Raw genomic sequence first — 16813 nt, forward strand, 5'->3', positions numbered from 1 at the left:
GCTCAACCGCTTCGTGATTGGCCGGGTGGGACGGCGGATCAGTCCGCCGCGCCCTCCTCGTATTGCTCCAGCGCCGGCTCGCGGCCGATGAGGCGGGCGAGCTGGCGCAGGCGGTTCTGCACCCGCTCGTTGATGAGCGGCACCAGCTGCTTCGGCACGCTCAGCGCGAGCTGGTCGCCGCGCACCTTCAGCGGCATGCGGGGCAGAATGCCGGGCATGGCGGCGGATAGCACATAGGCCACCCGCATGGCCGCGCCGAGGATGCGGGCGCGATCCAGCATTCCGGTGGTGACAAGCTCAAGGATACGGGTGTCGCTTTCGTCGGCGCCGAGGCCCACGTGGCGGAAATAGACCGACAGCGCCACATAGGCCCGGCCCGGATGATCGATGCCGGCGAAGGCGGCATGGGCGATCATGTTGAGGCTCTGCTCGCCGCGATAGTCGGGATGGGCGCGCCAGCCCACGTCCGCCAGCAGGCAGGCGGCGCGGCGCAGCCGGCGCTCCTCTTCCGCTTCTTCCAGCACCGGCGCCGAAGCGAAGAAGCCGTCGGTCCAGGCCACCAGTTCCTCGCCGTGCAGCGGCGAGCGGGAGCGCAGGACGTTCATCTCCGCGGCGGCGATGAGAAGCGGGTCGCCGGCGCGCTCGGCTTCCGGTAGCAGTGAATAGAGCAGGCCCTCGCGCACGCCGAGTGCCGAGATCACCACCTCGGACGGGCGGCCCTGCCGCACGATGTTCTCCAGAACCAGCGCGCCATAGGCCAAAAGTGGGCGGCGCGCGTCGGAGATCACGTCGATATGGGCCAGCGCCTCGGTATCGGCGCGATGGACGATGCGGGTGAAATCCAGCGCCTCGCGGGCCGGTATCACGTAGCCGTGCATCACATGCAGCGGATAGCCCTTGGTGAACATGTGCAGGCGCGCCAGCGCCCGCCAAGTGCCGCCCACCGCGTAGAAGGTACGGCCGGCGAGGCCTTCCAGAACCTGCGCCTCGGGGATGGTGTCGCGGACGATCTTCTCCGCCTTGCGCGTCGAACGGGAGGAGCGGTCCTGCAAGGCGAGGCCGCCCAGAGGCAGGGTCACGCCCGTGCCGACGCTGCCGGCCTTCACGTCAACCAGTTCCAGCGAGCCGCCGCCCAGGTCGCCGACGATGCCGTCCGGCGCATGGACGCCGGCGACGATGCCATAGGCCGCAAGCTCCGCCTCGCGCTTGCCGGTGAGCAGCTCGATGCGGGTACCGCAGATGGCCTCGCACTCGGCGATGAAGGCAGGGCCGTTCTGCGCGTCGCGCGCGGCGGCGGTTGCGAGGGCATGGACCTCGCCCACCTGCATCGCGTCGCAGAGCGCACGGAAGCGCCTCAGCGCGACGAAGGCGCGATCGACCGCATCCTGCGGGAGCCGGCCGGTGGAGAGCACCTCCCGGCCGAGCCCGCACAGGGCTTTTTCGTTGAAGACCGGCGTCAGGGCACGGTTGAGCCCCTCGTATACGACGAGGCGCACCGAGTTGGAGCCAATGTCAATAACTGCGACCGGCGCCCCCTGGGACAGCCGGCCGGGCGCATGCGTCAACTCAGCGCCCGCCTCCGCGGCGGACGAAGAGGCTGCGCGGCGAAGAATCCTTGAGAGACTTTCCACGTCCGGACAAGCTCGGATTTGTCATGAAATACTGATGGGCGTTGAACGGCTCCTCGCCCGGCGCCGGGACTATGCGTTCCGAGGAGCCATCCGGCAAGACGCGCCAGCTCTGCTGGTTGTCGATAAGGTTCGCAACCATGATCTGGTCGAGCACCTGCTCGTGCACAGTCGGGTTGGTGATGGGGCACAGGGTCTCGACGCGGCGGTCGAGGTTGCGCGGCATCAGGTCCGCCGAGGAGATGTAGACGATGGCGTTCGGGCTCGGCAGGCCGTGGCCGCCGCCGAAGCAGTAGATGCGCGAGTGCTCCAGGAAGCGCCCGACGATGGACTTCACCCGGATGTTCTCGGAAAGCCCGGGGATGCCGGGCCGGAGGCAGCAGATGCCGCGGATGACGCAATCCACCTGAACGCCGGCGGCGCTGGCGGCATAGAGCGCGTCGATGATCTCGGGATCCACCAGCGAGTTGCACTTCAGCCAGATGGCCGCCGGACGGCCCGCCCGGGCAAACTCGATCTCGTCCGCGATGTGCTTCATCAGCCGCGGCTTGAGGAAGGAGGGCGACACGGCCATGGCGTCGAGTTCGCCCGGCGTCGCATAGCCGGTGATGAAGTTGAAGATGCGCGCCACGTCCTGGGCGATCACCGGATCGGCGGTGAAGAAGGAGAGGTCGGTGTAGATACGCGCGGTAATGGGGTGGTAGTTGCCGGTACCCACATGCACGTAGGTGGCGAGCTGGGAGCCTTCCCGGCGCACCGCCATGGAGAGCTTGCCATGGGTCTTCAGCTCGATGAAGCCGAACACCACCTGCACGCCGGCGCGCTCCAGGTCGCGGGCCCAGCGGATGTTGGCTTCCTCGTCGAAGCGCGCCTTCAGCTCCACCAGCGCGGTCACCGACTTGCCGGCCTCGGCCGCTTCGGCCAGTGCCTTCACGATGGGGCTGTCGGAGGAGGTGCGGTAGAGGGTCTGCTTGATGGCGACGACGTTGGGGTCGCGGGCGGCCTGACGCAGAAACTGAACCACCACGTCAAAGGATTCATAAGGGTGGTGAACCAGAATGTCCTTCTCGCGAATAGCGAGAAAGCAGTCTCCGCCGTGGTCGCGGATGCGCTCGGGAAATCGGGCGTTGTAGGCTTGGAATTTCAGGTCCGGCCGGTCCACCGAGACGAGCTGTGAGAACTCGTTCAGCGCCTGCACGCCGTCCACCACGAAGATCTCGTCGTCGTTCACGCCGAGTTCGCGGGCGACGAAATTGCGCAGCTCCTCCGGCATGGCGGCGTCGGCCTCCATGCGGATCACCTCGCCGTAGCGGCGCTGCTTGAGGGCGGTCTCGAACAGGCGGACGAGGTCTTCGGCCTCTTCCTCGATTTCGAGGTCGCTGTCGCGGATGACCCGGAACACGCCCTGTCCCTTCACCGCATAGCCGGGGAAGAGGCGCGCGATGAACAGGCCGATCATCTGCTCGAGCGTCATGAAACGCAGCGTGCCGGTGCCTTGATCCGGCAGGCGGATGAAGCGGTCGACCTTGGCCGGGATGCGGATGAGCGCGTTCATGCCCCGCCCGTCCGACTGACGCACCAGCTGGAGGGCCAGCGAGAAGCCCAGGTTGGGAATGAACGGGAAGGGGTGAGCCGGATCAATGGCGAGCGGGGTCAGGACCGGGAAGACGTGGTTGAGGAAGTGCCGCTCCAGCACCTCCATGTCCTCGGGCGTCCCGTCCCCGCCATCCACCAGCACGATGCCTGCACCGGCAAGGTCGCGCCTCAGCTCGCGCCAGCGCGCCTGCTGGTCGGAGATCAGCTGTGCCGCGGCGGCGAGGATGGTGGTGAGCTGCTCGGAAGGGGTGAGGCCATCCGGGCTCTGGGTCTGCACGCCCTCGCGCACCTGCTCCTTCAGGCCGGCGACGCGGACCATGAAGAATTCATCGAGGTTGTTGGCGGAGATGGAGAGGAAGCGCAACTGCTCCAGCAGGGGATGATTGCGGTTCTCCGCTTCCTCCAGCACGCGGCGGTTGAAGCCGAGCCAGGAAATCTCGCGATTGATGAACCGCTGCGGCGACTGCGCGAGCGGGCTTCCCACTTCGGAGACGATTTCGGTGTCGGAGAGAGCCACAGCCTCGTTCATGCCCATTCGCTCCCGTCGCTCCCTCATGCCTCATTGGCGGAAACCGGCCGGACCATGGCCGGCTTGCATGACCACTCTATGACATTGCGCCGGCCTTGCGCGTTCCTCAATCGTCCGCGTCCGGATCGGTCTCGGTGGAGGCCTCGTCCGCCAGATCGCCGGCCGCCAGCACCTGGGCTGCCAGTGCGCGCGTCACCGGCCTCCGGGCGGCCAGCGCGGCCTGATCGAGCGCCTCGACGATGCGTTGGGCCCCCGCCACCGAGCGCGGGATGCGCAGTAACAGATATTGCACGGTCGCCTCGTCCACCGCGAGCTGGCGGTCGGTGAACAGCTTCACCAGCACGGCCGCCAGCAGGGAATCGTCCGCCGGGGCGATCTCGAACACCGGGATGGCGCGCAGCCGGGAGGCGAGGTCGGCCGTGGCGAGGGGGAAGCCGGAGGGCGGCGTGCGCGCCGTCATCAGCAGGTAGGCCTGCTGCTCGCGGGCGAGATTGAGCAGGTGGAACAGGGCCGGCTCGCTGAAGGTCGCCGGGTCGAGGTCCTCCAGGACGAGCGCGTCGCGGGCAAGGGCCGCCGGCACCGCCTCGCGCACCAAGTCGCGGGCGGCCAGCGTCAGGGCGCCCGACCGCTCGGCGAAGATGGCGGCGAGGTGGCTCTTGCCCGCGCCTTCCGGGCCGACGAGGCAGGCGACGCGCGACGGCCAGTCGGGAAAGGCGTCGATCAAGGCGAGCGCCGCCGCGTTGCCGGGCGCGGCGAGGAAGTCGTCGCGGCGCAGCGCCGGTTGGTTCGGCAGGTCGAGGGCAAGCTGGCGCGGCGGTTCTGCCGGGGGGCGGGGCATCGGGTCAGCGGGTCTCTGCCGGAGGATCATCGTCCGCCGCGCCCTGGTAGAGCGAGGATTGCATGTAGCGGGCGATGGCGAAGTGCACCAGAACGCCCGCTACCGCCGTCAGCGGCACAGCCAGCAGCAGGCCGACGAAGCCGAACAGGTAGCCGAAGGCGAACAGGGCAAACATCAGCCACACCGGATGCACGCCGATGCTGTCGCCCACCAGTTTCGGCGAGAGCACATAGCCCTCGATGGTCTGGCCGGCGACGAAGATGGCGAGCACGGTGCCGATCATGCTCCAGTCCGGGAAGAACTGGACGATGGCGACGCCCATGGCCAGCACGAAGCCGGTCAGCGAACCCACATAGGGGATGAAGGTAATGACCCCGGACACGATGCCGATCAGCAGGCCGAAGTTCAGCCCCACCATGGAGAGGGAGACGGCATAGAATCCGCCGAGCAGCAGGCAGACCATGGCCTGGCCGCGCACGAAGCCGGCCACCGCGCTGTCCATGGCGAGGGCGAGGCTCCGCACCACCGGGCGGTGCGGCACGGGCACCAACCGGTCCACCAGCCCGACCATCTCGTTCCAGTCACACAGGATGTAGAATACAACCACCGGCGTCACCACCAGCAGCGCGAACAGCGAGATCAGCGCCTGCCCCCCGGACCAGACCGACGAGAGCAGGCTCAGCACATGGCTGACCCCCTGGGTCATCAGGTCGGAGATGGAGCGCTGCATATCCGGCAGCCGGTCGCCGACGATGCCGCTCAGCCATTCCCGGTTCTCTTCGGTCAGAAGGCCCTGCAGGCGCGTCACGTAGGACGGCAGGCGCTGGATGAACTCGAACAGCTGGGACGACAGGATGGGCAGCGCCAGCAGGAAGAACAGCATCACCAGCAGCAGCATGATCCCCACCACCACGAGGGCGGAGAGGGTACGGGCGACGCCGATGCGCTCAAGGCGCGCGACCACCGGATTGAGGAAGTAGGCGAGCACGATGCCCGCCACGAACGGCAGGAGGATGCCGGAAAGCAGCCACAGGACGAAGGCGGTGAGCAGCAGTGCGCCCACCCAGAAGCGGGCCTGGATGCGCACGGAGGTCCCCTCCATCCCGGAATGGATCGGCACGGGCATGCGCGGAAGCCGGGCAAACGCGGCACCGCGACGCGCCGGCGACGTCGGGTCGCTGCGGAGTTCCGGCATGCGGGTGCGGTCGCCGTCCATCACCTTGCGCCTTTCAACCGGCCGCCCGTGGAGGCGCCGATCCAGAACCGTTGCCCCTCAGCTTGCCATATGGCGCGTCCATGCGGCGAGATAGGCAGCGGCGGAAAGGCCCGTCAAGAGGCCGACAAGCACGAGCCCCAGATCGTACAGGCCGGACACCGTCACCCCGAAGCCGGCGCTCGCCAGCACAAGGGCGGCGAAGCTGATCTGCGCCGCCGTGTTCACCTTGGAAATGAGAAGCGGGCTGATCGTCACCGGCTTGGCCATCACCAGCGACAGCACCACCGCGCCGATGATCATGACATCCCGCGACACCACGGCGATGGCGACCCAGCGGGGGATGAGGCCGACCACCGCCAGCGTCACGTAGATGGAGATGAGCAGCGCCTTGTCCGCCACCGGGTCCAGATAGGAGCCGAGCTCCGTCTGCATCTGGAAGCGCTTGGCGATGAAGCCGTCGAGCGCATCCGAGATTCCGGCGGCGAGGAACAGCCAGAAGGCAAGGAGCGGCTCGCCGGAGGCGATGGCCCACACCACGGCCGGCACCAGAAAGATTCGCAGCAAAGTGAGTATGTTGGGGATGCTCAAGGCTCTTCCGCCACCCTGATAGCGTTGAAAGGCCGGTCGAATGAGAGGGGGCGCGGTGCTCCGCGCCGTCCTCAGCCGCTGATGCGCTCGATTTCCGCGCCGCAGCGCGACAGCTTCTCTTCCAGTTTCTCGAAGCCGCGATCGAGGTGGTAGACGCGCTGCACCATGGTCTCGCCCTCGGCGGCGAGGCCGGCGATGACCAGGGACACCGAGGCGCGCAGGTCAGTGGCCATCACCGGGGCGCCGGTCAGGCGCTCGACGCCCTCCACCACGGCGGTGTCGCCATCAAGGTGAATGCGGGCGCCGAGACGGGCCAGCTCCTGCACATGCATGAAGCGGTTCTCGAAGATGGTCTCGGTGATGCGCGAGCGCCCCTTGGCCTTGGTCATCAGGGCCATGAGCTGGGCCTGGAGGTCGGTCGGGAAGCCGGGGTAGGGGGCGGTGGAGACCTCCACCGGCAGGATTCCGGCGCCGTTGCGACGCACGCGGATGCCCTCGTTGGTGGCGTCGATCTCCGCGCCGGCGTGGCGCAGGGTCTCAAGCGCGTCCTCCAGCAGGTCCGGGCGGGCGCCGGCCAGCATCACGTCGCCACCGGTCATGGCGGTGGCCATGGCATAGGTGCCGGTCTCGATGCGATCGGGCAGCACCGCATGGCGGGCGGCCTTGAGGCGCGGCACGCCCTCGATGCGGATGGTGGAGGTGCCGGCCCCCTCGATGCGCGCGCCCATCTTGATGAGGCAGTCGGCGACATCGACGATCTCGGGCTCGCGCGCAGCGTTCTCGATCACGCTCTCGCCGCGGGCGAGGGCGGCAGCCATCAGCGCCGTATGGGTCGCACCCACCGACACCTTCGGGAAGACGATGCGGGCGCCAGTGAGCCCGCGCGGCGCCTTGGCTAGCACGTAGCCGGCGTCGATCTCGATGTCGGCGCCGAGGGCGCGCAGGGCGTCGAGGTGGAAATCCACCGGCCGCGTACCGATGGCGCAGCCGCCGGGCAGGGAGACCTTGGCGACGCCCATGCGGGCGAGGAGCGGCCCCACCACCCAGAACGAAGCGCGCATCTTCGACACCAGCTCGTAGGGAGCAATGGTGTCCACGATGACGCGGGCGTCGATCTCCAGCGTCTGGCCGGCATAGGGGTCGTCCCCGTTGCGCTTGCCGTTGGTGGTGATATCCACGCCGTGATTGCCGAGGATGCGCTGCAGCAACGCCACGTCCGCGAGCCGCGGGACGTTCTCGAGAATCAGCTTCTCCTCGGTCAGGAGGCTGGCGATCATCAGCGGCAGGGCTGCGTTCTTCGCGCCCGAGATGGGGATGGTGCCCTTCAGCTCGTTGCCGCCGACGATGCGAATCTTGTCCATGCCGTCCTGTCCTTGCCTTGCGGGCGGCGCCCCCCTGAGCCGGCCGTAAGCGGATGTAAGAGAGAAGCTCTAGCCCGCCTCGCCGTCCGGCACAATCGCGAGCTTCCCCTCGGGCGGGGCGCTGCTACCGCTCGTTGCGGGATTTCCACCAGAAGCCTCGGGCGAGGCATTTTCCTCCTGCGGTGCGCGCCGGGCGCGGGCCTGCGCCTTGCGGCGCTGGAGATTGGCGCGCAATGCAGCGGCGAGGCGGTCCGATCGATCCGTGTCAGAAGCCATGATGTTCCCCTTTCGTCCCAATAGAGGCGCGGGCGAACCGGCGCAAGGGCACCCTTTCTCCTTACCTTTGCGTGCATTGCTGGCCTTGCCGCAGGGAGTGTGCTAACGAGCCCAATTGCTGGGCCGGGGGCACGCGGGCGTTCAGGCGCTCCACCATCCGCGCGCGGCGCGAGGACGGGCCGACGCGATCTCGTCTCCTTCGCGACGGAGGGGGGCTGGGCACGGCGGAAAAAAGGCATTATGCCCTCCTCCAGCCGCCGAACGGCAACGGGATTATCCGAACAACCGAGGGTTCGATCTATGAGTGACATCGCCGAGCGGGTGAAGAAGATTGTCGCGGAGCATCTGGGGGTTGAACCCGAGAAGGTCACGGAGAGCGCCTCCTTCATCGACGATCTCGGCGCGGACAGCCTCGACACCGTGGAACTCGTGATGGCCTTCGAGGAGGCCTTCAACTGCGAGATCCCGGACGATGCCGCCGAGACCATCCTGACTGTGGGCGACGCGATCAAGTTCCTGGAAAAGAACGCGGCTTGATCCATTCGCGTGTCCATCTGGCGGTCGCGTGGCGCTCGGCGCCCGCGGCCGTTGTTGCACCGGGCCGCGCGCCAGGCGCGCTGTTCGCCCGCCTCCCGGAGTTTTTCCCATGAGACGTGTTGTCGTCACCGGCCTCGGCATGGTGACGCCGCTCGCCTGCGGCGTCGAGCCGACCTGGCGGCGGCTTCTTGCCGGCGAAAGCGGTGTCAAGACGATCAGCCACTTCGAGGTCTCCGACCTCGCGTGCAAGATCGCAGCGAACATCCCGCGCGGCGACGGGTCGGACGGCACCTACAATCCCGACCAGTGGATGGAGCCGAAGGAACAGCGCAAGGTCGATGAATTTATCGTCTTTGCCATGGCTGCGGCCACCCAGGCCCTGGACGACGCCGGCTGGCATCCCACGTCCTACGAGGACCAGATCACCTCGGGCGTGCTGATCGGCTCCGGCATCGGCGGCATCGAGGGCATCGCGGATGCCTCCCTGCTGCTGAAGGATCGCGGCCCGCGCCGCATCTCTCCCTTCTTCATTCCCGGCCGGCTCATCAACCTTGCCGGTGGCTACGTCTCCATCGCCCACGGCCTCAAGGGGCCGAACCACGCGGTGGTCACGGCCTGCTCCACCGGCGCCCACGCCATCGGCGACGCCGGACGCCTGATCGCCCTCGGCGATGCCGATGTGATGGTGGCAGGCGGGACCGAATCGCCGATCAACCGGCTCGCCATCGCGGGCTTCGCCGCATGCAAGGCGCTCTGCACCGCCTTCAACGAGGATCCGACCCACGCCTCGCGCCCCTACGACAAGGACCGTGACGGTTTCGTCATGGGCGAGGGCGCCGGTGTCGTGGTGCTGGAAGAGCTGGAGCACGCCAAGGCCCGCGGCGCCAAGATCTACGCCGAGCTGGTCGGCTACGGCCTGTCGGGCGACGCGTTCCACATCACCGCCCCGTCCATGGACGGCGACGGCGCCTATCGCTGCATGTCGGCGGCGCTGAAGCGCGCGGGGATGACGGCGGATGACATCGACTACATCAACGCCCACGGCACCTCCACCATGGCCGACGAGATCGAGCTCAAGGCGGTGGAGCGACTGCTCGGCAACGCGGCGGCCAAGACCGCCATGTCGTCGACCAAGTCGTCCATCGGCCACCTGCTCGGGGCGGCCGGGTCGGTGGAGGCGATCTTCTCCATCCTCGCCATCCGCGACCAGATCGCCCCGGCGACGCTGAATCTCGACAATCCGTCGGTGGAGACGCCGATCGATCTCGTGCCGCTGACGCCCAAGCCGCGCAAGATCGACGCCGTTCTCTCCAATTCCTTCGGCTTCGGCGGCACCAACGCGTCGCTCGTTTTCCGCCGCTACGCCGCCTGATGCGGTCCGACGGCCGGGCTCGCGCCCGGCCGCACGACGCTGGGACAGCCTGCCCCCGTCACGCCCGAATGTCCCTTTAGCAAGCCGCCAAAAGGTGGCTGACTGCCCCACCGACACGGCGGGAGCCTTCGCCGACGACAAGGGAGCCCGGGATGGCCCAGTCCAACGACGGATCATCGACGCGCGAGGAGCCGGCGGAGGCCGGGGGCACGGCAGCCCCGACGCCGGCATCTTCCGAGTCTGCCGCTGCGCAATCTCACGTCGGCGCCGGTGAGGAATCGCCGCTTCTGCTCAAGGGGCCGGTCCGTCCGCCCGCGCCCCCGAGCGCTGCCGGCGTGTCCGCTCCGCCGCGCCCGCCCGCCGCTCCTCCGATGCCGACCGGTCCTGCCCGCAGTTCGAACCCGGGCAAGGCGCCGCCGCGCCGGCCTCCGCCCAAACCCCCGAGGCCGTCGCGCAGCGCGCGGCATCCGGCCGTGACCATCGGCAGCGGCATCTTCACCTTCCTGCTGTTCGTCTTCGTCGCGGTGGGGCTCGCCGGCTGGTATGGCCAGCGCGCCTTCACCGAGCCGGGCCCGCTGACCACCGAGAAGGTGGTGAACATTCCGCGCGGCGCCGGCGTGCGCGACATGGCCGAAATTCTGGAACGCGAGGGCGTAATCCAGAGCTGGGTGCTGTTCGTTGCCGGGCAGAAGCTCGCCCGGCCGGATGCCTCGCTGAAGGCGGGCGAATACGTGTTCAAGCCCGGCCAGTCGGTGGCGAGCATCATCGACACCATCGCCTCCGGCAAGGTGGTGCTCCACCAGGTGACCATCCCCGAGGGGCTGACCAGCCAGCAGGTGGTCAAGCGGCTGATGGACAATGACCTACTCACCGGCACGCCCGCCGTGCCGCAGGAAGGCACGCTCCTGCCCGAGACCTACCGCATCCATCGCGGCATGACCCGGGATGCGGTGCTGCAGGAGATGGCGGACGCGCAGAAGAAGCTGCTCGCGACCATCTGGGCCAAGCGCGCGCCGGACGTGCCGCTCAAGAGCCCGCAGGAACTCGTCACCCTCGCCTCCATCGTGGAGAAGGAGACCGGGCAGGCCGACGAGCGGCCCAAAGTCGCCGCCGTGTTCGTCAACCGCCTGACGAAGAAGATGCGGCTGCAGTCCGACCCGACCATCATCTACGGCATCGTCGGCGGCAGGGGCTCGCTCGGGCGTCCGATCTCGCGCACCGATATCGCCACGGCGACCGCCTACAACACCTATGCCATCGACGGTTTGCCGCCCGGCCCCATCTGCAATCCGGGCAAGGACGCGCTGATGGCGGCGGCCAACCCGCCGAAGACGAAGGATCTGTTCTTCGTCGCCGACGGCACCGGCGGACACGCCTTCGCCGAGACGCTGGCCGACCACAACAAGAACGTCGCCCGCTGGCGGGCGATCGAGCAGGGCGCAGCCCCGGCGCAGGGCGGACAGCCGCCTGCCGCGCCGGCCGCCACACCTCCGGCCGCTCCCGGCCGCTGAAAGACACGGAGACGGCAATGGCCGCGGGACCGATCATCAAGCGCGCAGCCGTCTCGGCCGGAAAGGTTGAGCCGAGGACGCCGCTCGCCAGCATGACCGGCTTCGCCCGCGTCTCCGGCTCGCACGGGCCGTGGCGCTTCGGCTGGGAGGTGCGCTCGGTGAACGGCAAGGGCCTCGACCTGCGCCTGCGCCTGCCGCCCGGCTTCGAGTCACTGGAATCGGACGTGCGCAGCCGCACCGGGCAGGTGCTCTCGCGCGGCTCCGTCGCCGCCAACCTCACCGCGACCCGCGAGGGCGAGGCCTCCACCGTCCGCGTCAACCAGGGGGCGCTTGAGGCGCTCTACCGCGCCATGGCCGAAAGCGCGCGCCGCCTCGGCGCCGCCGCGCCGACCCTTGATTCGCTACTCGCCGTGAAGGGCATGGTGGAGATCACCGAGGCCGAGGACAGCGAGGAGGAGCGCCGCGCCCTTATGGCCGCGGTGCTGGACGCCTTCGACCGGGCGCTGGCCGAACTCGGCACCATGCGCGAGCGGGAAGGCAGCGCCCTCAATTCCATCCTGACCGAGCGGCTCGATACCATCACCGGCCTCGTCTCCCGCGCCGAGCGCCTGCCAGAGCGTTCGGTCGAGGCGGTGAAGGCGCGCATCGCCGATCATGTCCGGGTGCTGATGGAGGCCGCCTCCCTCGATCCCGAGCGGCTCCACCAGGAGGCCATTCTCGCCGTCACCAAGGCCGACGTCCGCGAGGAACTCGACCGCCTCGTCGCCCACATTGCCGCAGCGCGCGACCTGATGGCCGCCGGCGGCCCGGTGGGGCGGCGGCTGGATTTCCTCGCCCAGGAGTTCAATCGCGAGGCGAACACCCTGTGCTCGAAGTCCAATTCCGTGGCGCTCACGCAGATCGGGCTTGACCTCAAGCTGCTCGTGGACCAGTTCCGCGAGCAGATCCAGAATCTAGAGTGAAGTCCGCCGCGATGCCCAATTCCGCCTCATCTTCCGTGTCGTCGCACTTCGCGCTGCCAGGCTGGAAGCCGGGCGCCGGGGTGCTCGCCCGCCGCGGACTGATGCTGGTGCTCTCCTCGCCGTCGGGCGCGGGCAAGACCACCCTGTCCCGTCTGCTGCTGAAGAGCGACGACCGCATCACCATGTCGGTCTCGGTGACGACCCGCGCGCCGCGGCCGGGCGAGGAACACGGCAAGGACTATTTCTTCGTCGATCGCGACACCTTCCACCGCATGCGCGACGAAGGCGAACTGCTGGAGCACGCCACGGTGTTCGAGAACCTGTACGGCACCCCGCGCGGGGCCGTGGAGCAGGCGCTTTCCGCCGGGCGGGATGTGCTGTTCGACATCGACTGGCAGGGCACCCAGCAATTGGGCGAGAGCGCGCAGCAGGATCTGGTGAAGGTCTTCATCCTGCCGCCGTCCGCCGCCGACCTCGAGCAGCGGCTGAGGTCGCGGGCGCAGGATTCGGAGGAGGTCGTGCACCAGCGCATGGCCAAGGCCTCGGACGAGATCAGCCACTACACCGAATACGACTACATCATCATCAATCACGACGTGGAAGACAGCCTCGCCAAGCTCACCGCCATCCTCCAGGCGGAGCGGCTGAAGCGGCGGCGGCTCACCGGGCTTTCCAGCTTCGTGAAGGGCCTGCGCGACCACCTCTGAGGTGCGCCGGTCCGGTAGCGGCTATTTCTGCACCGCCACCACCCTGCCCTTGTCCACGGCGAGGGCGAGCTGCCCGGCCTTGAGCGCGAGGGCGTGCACGCCGAACAACTCCCGCCGCCAGCCCTTCAGAGCCGGCACGTCGGCCTCGTCGCTCACCGCGATGCGCTCCAGATCCTCGGTCGTCGCGATCACCTTGGCGGCGACGGCGTTCTGCTCCGCAGTCATGCGCAGCAACACCTTCAGCAGTTCGACCGTGGCGCTGGCGCCGTTGGGCAGGGGCTTGTCCCGCTCGATGCGCGGCAGGGTCTTGGGATCGCGCGCGACACCGCGCTTCACCGCTTCCAGCACCGCCTCGCCGTAGCGCGAGCGTTCGAAGCCCTTGGGCAGGGACCGCAGCTCCGCGAGGCGCTCCGGGGTCTGCGGCTGCTGCACGGCGATCTCGCCGATCACTTCGTCCTTGATGACCCGGCCGCGCGGCAGATCGCGGGTCTGGGCCTCGCGCTCGCGCCAGGCGGCGACTTCCACCAGCACCGCCAGCTCGCGCGGCTTGCGCACGCGGGACTTGAGCCGTTCCCACGCCTGTTCGGGATGCTGCTCATAGGTGGCGGGGGAGGTGAGGACGTGCATCTCCTCGCCCACCCACTCGCCGCGGCCGCGGGCGTCCAGATCCGCCGTGAGCTTGATGTAGATGTCCCGCAGATGGGTGACATCGGCGATGGCGTAGGTGATCTGCGCCTGGCTCAGCGGCCGGCGCGACCAGTCTGTGAAGCGGGAGGACTTGTCGAGGCTGTGGCCGACGGTGCGCTGGACCAGCTGGTCGTAGGAGATGCTGTCTCCATACCCCAGCACCATGGCCGCCACCTGGGTGTCGAACACCGGGTGGGGAATCAGCCGCGCCTGATGCCAGATGATTTCGATATCCTGCCGCCCGGCATGGAACACCTTCATCACCCGCTCATTGCCCATGAGCCGGTAGAAGGGGGCGAGATCCAGCCCTTCCGAGAGCGCATCGATGAGGATGGCCTCATCGGGGGATGCAACCTGCACCACGCACAACTTCGGCCAGAAGGTGCTTTCCCGCAGGAATTCGGTGTCGACGGTGACGAAGGGGTGTCGCGCAAGACGCTCGCAGGCAGCTGCCAGCGCCTCGGTCGAGGTGATGGGGTCCATCCGTCAAACATACCCACGCCGACGCGTTCGGCAAAGGGAATGTGGCGTGATCTTGTCGGAAAGACGTCAGGCGGCCGAGGCGCGGGCGCGGCGGAGGGCTTCCTCTGCGGAGCCCGGACGGCCCAGCAGATAGCCCTGAAGATGCGAGCAGCCCTCGGCCGTGAGCAGCCGCCGCTGGCCCTCGGTCTCAACGCCTTCAGCCGTGCAGCGCAGCCCGAGCGTGCGGGCGAGGCCGACGATGGCGCGCACGATGGCGAGGCTCTGCGGCGAGGTCTCCACCTGCTCGATGAAGGAGCGATCGACCTTGATGCGGCCGATGCTGAGCGTTCTGAGGTATCCCAGGGAGGAGTAACCGGTCCCGAAATCATCGAGCGCGACGGTGATTCCCTCCTCGCTGAACTGCTCCAGCGTTGCCCGCACCATGGGCCCCTCATGCAGCAGGGTGCTTTCGGTGATCTCCACCTCCAGCCGGGAGGGGGCGAGACCCGAGCTTTCCAACGCGCTGCGCACCTGCCGGAAGGCTTCCGCCCCCCGGAATTGGATGGGCGAGAGATTGACTGAGACGAACAGGCCCTCTGGCCAGGCAGTGGCCGCGACGCAGGCCTCGGTGAGGACCCAGGCGCCGAGCGGCAGGATGAGCCCGGTCTCCTCGGCGACCGGGATGAAGTCCGAGGGGCTGACCAGCCCGCGCTCGGGATGCCGCCAGCGCAGCAGCGCCTCGAACCCGGCGATACGGCCTGATTCGGCTTCCACGATGGGCTGGTAGACCAGGAAGAACTGGCGCTCTCGCCACGCGGTCTGGAGATCCACCTCCATCTCGCGGCGCTCGCGCACCAGACGCTCCATCTCCTCGACGAAGACACGGGCGATGCCGCGGCCGTCGGTCTTGGCGCGGTAGAGGGCGAGGTCCGCGTTCTTGAGCAATTGAGCGACCCCGGTCCCGTCCCGCGGCGACATCACGATGCCGACGCTGCAGCCGCTGATGATCCGGTGGAGTCCGATGTGGAGCGGCGTGCGCAGCGCCTCGATAAGACGCTGCGCAAATTCCGTTGCTTCTGTCTCGTGCGTCAGCCCCGCCAGAACGACGGCGAACTCGTCGCCCCCGAGGCGGGCTGAGAAATCGTCCGGGCCGAGCATGGCGCGGATGCGTTCGGCGATCTCGGTCAGCAGGGTGTCGCCGGCGTCGTGGCCGAGGGTGTCGTTGACGGCCTTGAAATAGTCGAGGTCGAGATAGAGCAGGGCGAAGGGCGTTCCGCCGCCTCGCGCATTCAGGAGTGCGGCCAGACGCTCGGCGAAGGCGAGGCGGTTGGGCAGGCCGGTCAGCATGTCGATCCGTGCCATGGCATGCTGGGTCACGGCGAAGGCCCGCTCATCCCGCAGATGTCGGCCGAGGCCCCAGGCGGCCAGACCGATGCTGAGGCAAAGCAGCACGGAGGCGACGATCAGCGGCGTCGCGCGCTGCCACATGAGGGTATCCAGAGCGGCGACGCTGTCGCTCACCACCACGGCCACCGGCAGATCGCCCACGGGGTGGACGGCAGCAATGCGCGTCTTTTCATCCAGCGTTCCGGCGGGGAGCTGGGTCATCTGGCCGCTGCCGAACACCGCCGTAGCGGTCCGGGCACGAACGGCGGAATCGCGCGGGGAGAGGCCGGCCGAGCCGGGATAACGGGCGAGCAGCGCGCCGTCGGAACGGATCAGCGCGATCATGCCGTCGCGTCCAAGCCGGATGCCGCCGTAGAAGCGCTCGAAATACGCTTGCTCCATGGCTCCCAGCACCAGACCCAGGAAGCGGCCCGAACTGTTCGCGAAGCGCTTGGCGAGATAGATGGTAACGGAGCCGCTCCCGCGGTTCGGGACCGGCTCGCTCACGAAAACATCCGGTCCCTTCATCCCTTCGAGGGCCAGAAAATAGTCGCGGTCGGATACGTTGACCTTGGGAATCGGCCAATAGCGCGAAAAATTGAGGAGCTGGCCGATCTGATCGATGACGGTGATGGCATCGATGAAGGGCAGCCCGGATATCTTCTCCCGCAACCGGGAATGGACGTCTTCCGTCGACATAATTTCCGCGAGCTGGGCCTGTGTCTCGATGTCCCTTTCCCGCGCATGGGCGATAAGGTCGTCCTGGATGAGCCCCACGCTCTGGAACGCACGGGTGGTCTGCTCCGACAGCGTCACGGCAAGGTTTTCGAGCTCACGGGTGCGGTCGGCGGCCCCATCGTGCCACAGGTTCGTCACGAGGAGACTGGTGGCGGCGATCACGCAGCCGACCAGGGCCGCGGCGATCAGGGCCAGCCACAGAGGTCCGTGCAGGGCTGGTCCCGCCACCTCCTGCGACCCGGTTTCGCGCCCGTTCGGCGTCTCCATGCCGGCCTCGCTCTCTGTCACGCCCGCACCCGTACGACCCATCGATTAAGACACGGCAGAACCGAGCCTACATCCTTCGCGCATGGCTCAACAAGACTGCGCGCTTGACACGGGCGGGATCGCATGCACCTTCGCCCCGCCTTAGACGCGGA

The 16813-nt window shown here is 68.2% G+C and carries 14 protein-coding genes; 5 read left to right on the forward strand and 9 right to left on the reverse strand.

Features of this window, described 5'->3' with window-relative positions:
- Nucleotides 1-38: 38 nt before the first annotated feature.
- From ppx to XAN126_RS28185, 7 genes are all read right to left on the reverse strand, one after another.
- On the reverse strand, nt 39-1565 hold the full coding sequence (ppx, locus tag XAN126_RS0106785; protein ID WP_024277840.1) for an exopolyphosphatase: 1527 nt from the start codon (nt 1563-1565) through the stop codon (nt 39-41).
- 1 nt (nt 1566) lies between these two features.
- A complete protein-coding gene (locus XAN126_RS0106790; RefSeq protein ID WP_024277841.1) occupies nt 1567-3753 on the reverse strand; it encodes an RNA degradosome polyphosphate kinase in 2187 nt (728 codons plus the stop codon).
- Nucleotides 3754-3859: 106 nt separating this feature from the next.
- Complete coding sequence (locus XAN126_RS0106795; RefSeq protein WP_024277842.1) at nt 3860-4591, reverse strand: chromosomal replication initiator protein DnaA; 732 nt, start codon at nt 4589-4591, stop codon at nt 3860-3862.
- A gap of 4 nt (nt 4592-4595) precedes the next feature.
- Complete coding sequence (locus tag XAN126_RS0106800) at nt 4596-5678, reverse strand: AI-2E family transporter (protein ID WP_245272226.1); 1083 nt, start codon at nt 5676-5678, stop codon at nt 4596-4598.
- A gap of 186 nt (nt 5679-5864) precedes the next feature.
- A complete protein-coding gene (locus tag XAN126_RS0106805; protein WP_024277844.1) occupies nt 5865-6395 on the reverse strand; it encodes a CDP-alcohol phosphatidyltransferase family protein in 531 nt (176 codons plus the stop codon).
- 71 nt (nt 6396-6466) lie between these two features.
- The gene (murA, locus tag XAN126_RS0106810; RefSeq protein WP_024277845.1) at nt 6467-7756 is read right to left on the reverse strand and encodes a UDP-N-acetylglucosamine 1-carboxyvinyltransferase; all 1290 of its coding nucleotides are present in this window, start codon (nt 7754-7756) and stop codon (nt 6467-6469) included.
- 69 nt (nt 7757-7825) lie between these two features.
- Nucleotides 7826-8032, reverse strand: coding sequence for a hypothetical protein (locus XAN126_RS28185; RefSeq protein WP_155982239.1), 207 nt, complete (start codon nt 8030-8032; stop codon nt 7826-7828).
- A 300-nt stretch (nt 8033-8332) separates the two neighbouring features.
- Between XAN126_RS28185 and XAN126_RS0106815 the strand changes: the two genes are divergently transcribed.
- The 5 genes from XAN126_RS0106815 to gmk all read left to right on the forward strand — a co-directional run bounded on the left by XAN126_RS0106815 (nt 8333) and on the right by gmk (nt 13121).
- Nucleotides 8333-8569, forward strand: a complete 237-nt coding sequence (locus tag XAN126_RS0106815) for an acyl carrier protein (protein WP_012115109.1) — start codon at nt 8333-8335, stop codon at nt 8567-8569.
- 109 nt (nt 8570-8678) lie between these two features.
- Nucleotides 8679-9941, forward strand: coding sequence for a beta-ketoacyl-ACP synthase II (gene fabF / locus XAN126_RS0106820; RefSeq protein ID WP_024277846.1), 1263 nt, complete (start codon nt 8679-8681; stop codon nt 9939-9941).
- Between the two features lie 473 nt (nt 9942-10414).
- Nucleotides 10415-11452, forward strand: coding sequence for an endolytic transglycosylase MltG (gene mltG / locus XAN126_RS0106825; RefSeq protein WP_245272227.1), 1038 nt, complete (start codon nt 10415-10417; stop codon nt 11450-11452).
- Between the two features lie 92 nt (nt 11453-11544).
- Nucleotides 11545-12414 (forward strand): YicC/YloC family endoribonuclease, encoded by an 870-nt coding sequence (locus XAN126_RS0106830; RefSeq protein WP_029555151.1) that lies wholly within the window; start codon nt 11545-11547, stop codon nt 12412-12414.
- Between the two features lie 101 nt (nt 12415-12515).
- Nucleotides 12516-13121, forward strand: coding sequence for a guanylate kinase (gene gmk, locus XAN126_RS0106835; protein WP_051460801.1), 606 nt, complete (start codon nt 12516-12518; stop codon nt 13119-13121).
- Between the two features lie 21 nt (nt 13122-13142).
- Here gmk and rnd read toward each other — a convergent pair whose 3' ends face one another.
- Both rnd and XAN126_RS26915 read right to left on the reverse strand, forming a co-directional pair.
- Complete coding sequence (rnd, locus tag XAN126_RS0106840; protein ID WP_024277850.1) at nt 13143-14291, reverse strand: ribonuclease D; 1149 nt, start codon at nt 14289-14291, stop codon at nt 13143-13145.
- 66 nt (nt 14292-14357) lie between these two features.
- Nucleotides 14358-16661, reverse strand: a complete 2304-nt coding sequence (locus XAN126_RS26915) for an EAL domain-containing protein (RefSeq protein ID WP_051460558.1) — start codon at nt 16659-16661, stop codon at nt 14358-14360.
- Nucleotides 16662-16813 lie beyond the last annotated feature (152 nt).

It is taken from the genome of Xanthobacter sp. 126, assembly GCF_000526175.1.
Taxonomy (GTDB): Bacteria; Pseudomonadota; Alphaproteobacteria; order Rhizobiales; family Xanthobacteraceae; genus Xanthobacter; species Xanthobacter aminoxidans.

What these genes read in the sequence shown, in the direction of transcription:
- XAN126_RS0106790 (WP_024277841.1), bottom strand. Translation starts at nt 3,753, where the DNA reads ATGAACGAGGCTGTGGCTCTCTCCGACACCGAAATCGTCTCCGAAGTG.
- XAN126_RS0106795 (WP_024277842.1), bottom strand. Translation starts at nt 4,591, where the DNA reads ATGCCCCGCCCCCCGGCAGAACCGCCGCGCCAGCTTGCCCTCGACCTG.
- murA (WP_024277845.1), bottom strand. Translation starts at nt 7,756, where the DNA reads ATGGACAAGATTCGCATCGTCGGCGGCAACGAGCTGAAGGGCACCATC.
- XAN126_RS28185 (WP_155982239.1), bottom strand. Translation starts at nt 8,032, where the DNA reads ATGGCTTCTGACACGGATCGATCGGACCGCCTCGCCGCTGCATTGCGC.
- XAN126_RS0106815 (WP_012115109.1), top strand. Translation starts at nt 8,333, where the DNA reads ATGAGTGACATCGCCGAGCGGGTGAAGAAGATTGTCGCGGAGCATCTG.
- fabF (WP_024277846.1), top strand. Translation starts at nt 8,679, where the DNA reads ATGAGACGTGTTGTCGTCACCGGCCTCGGCATGGTGACGCCGCTCGCC.
- XAN126_RS0106830 (WP_029555151.1), top strand. Translation starts at nt 11,545, where the DNA reads ATGACCGGCTTCGCCCGCGTCTCCGGCTCGCACGGGCCGTGGCGCTTC.
- gmk (WP_051460801.1), top strand. Translation starts at nt 12,516, where the DNA reads ATGCTGGTGCTCTCCTCGCCGTCGGGCGCGGGCAAGACCACCCTGTCC.
- rnd (WP_024277850.1), bottom strand. Translation starts at nt 14,291, where the DNA reads ATGGACCCCATCACCTCGACCGAGGCGCTGGCAGCTGCCTGCGAGCGT.
- XAN126_RS26915 (WP_051460558.1), bottom strand. Translation starts at nt 16,661, where the DNA reads ATGGAGACGCCGAACGGGCGCGAAACCGGGTCGCAGGAGGTGGCGGGA.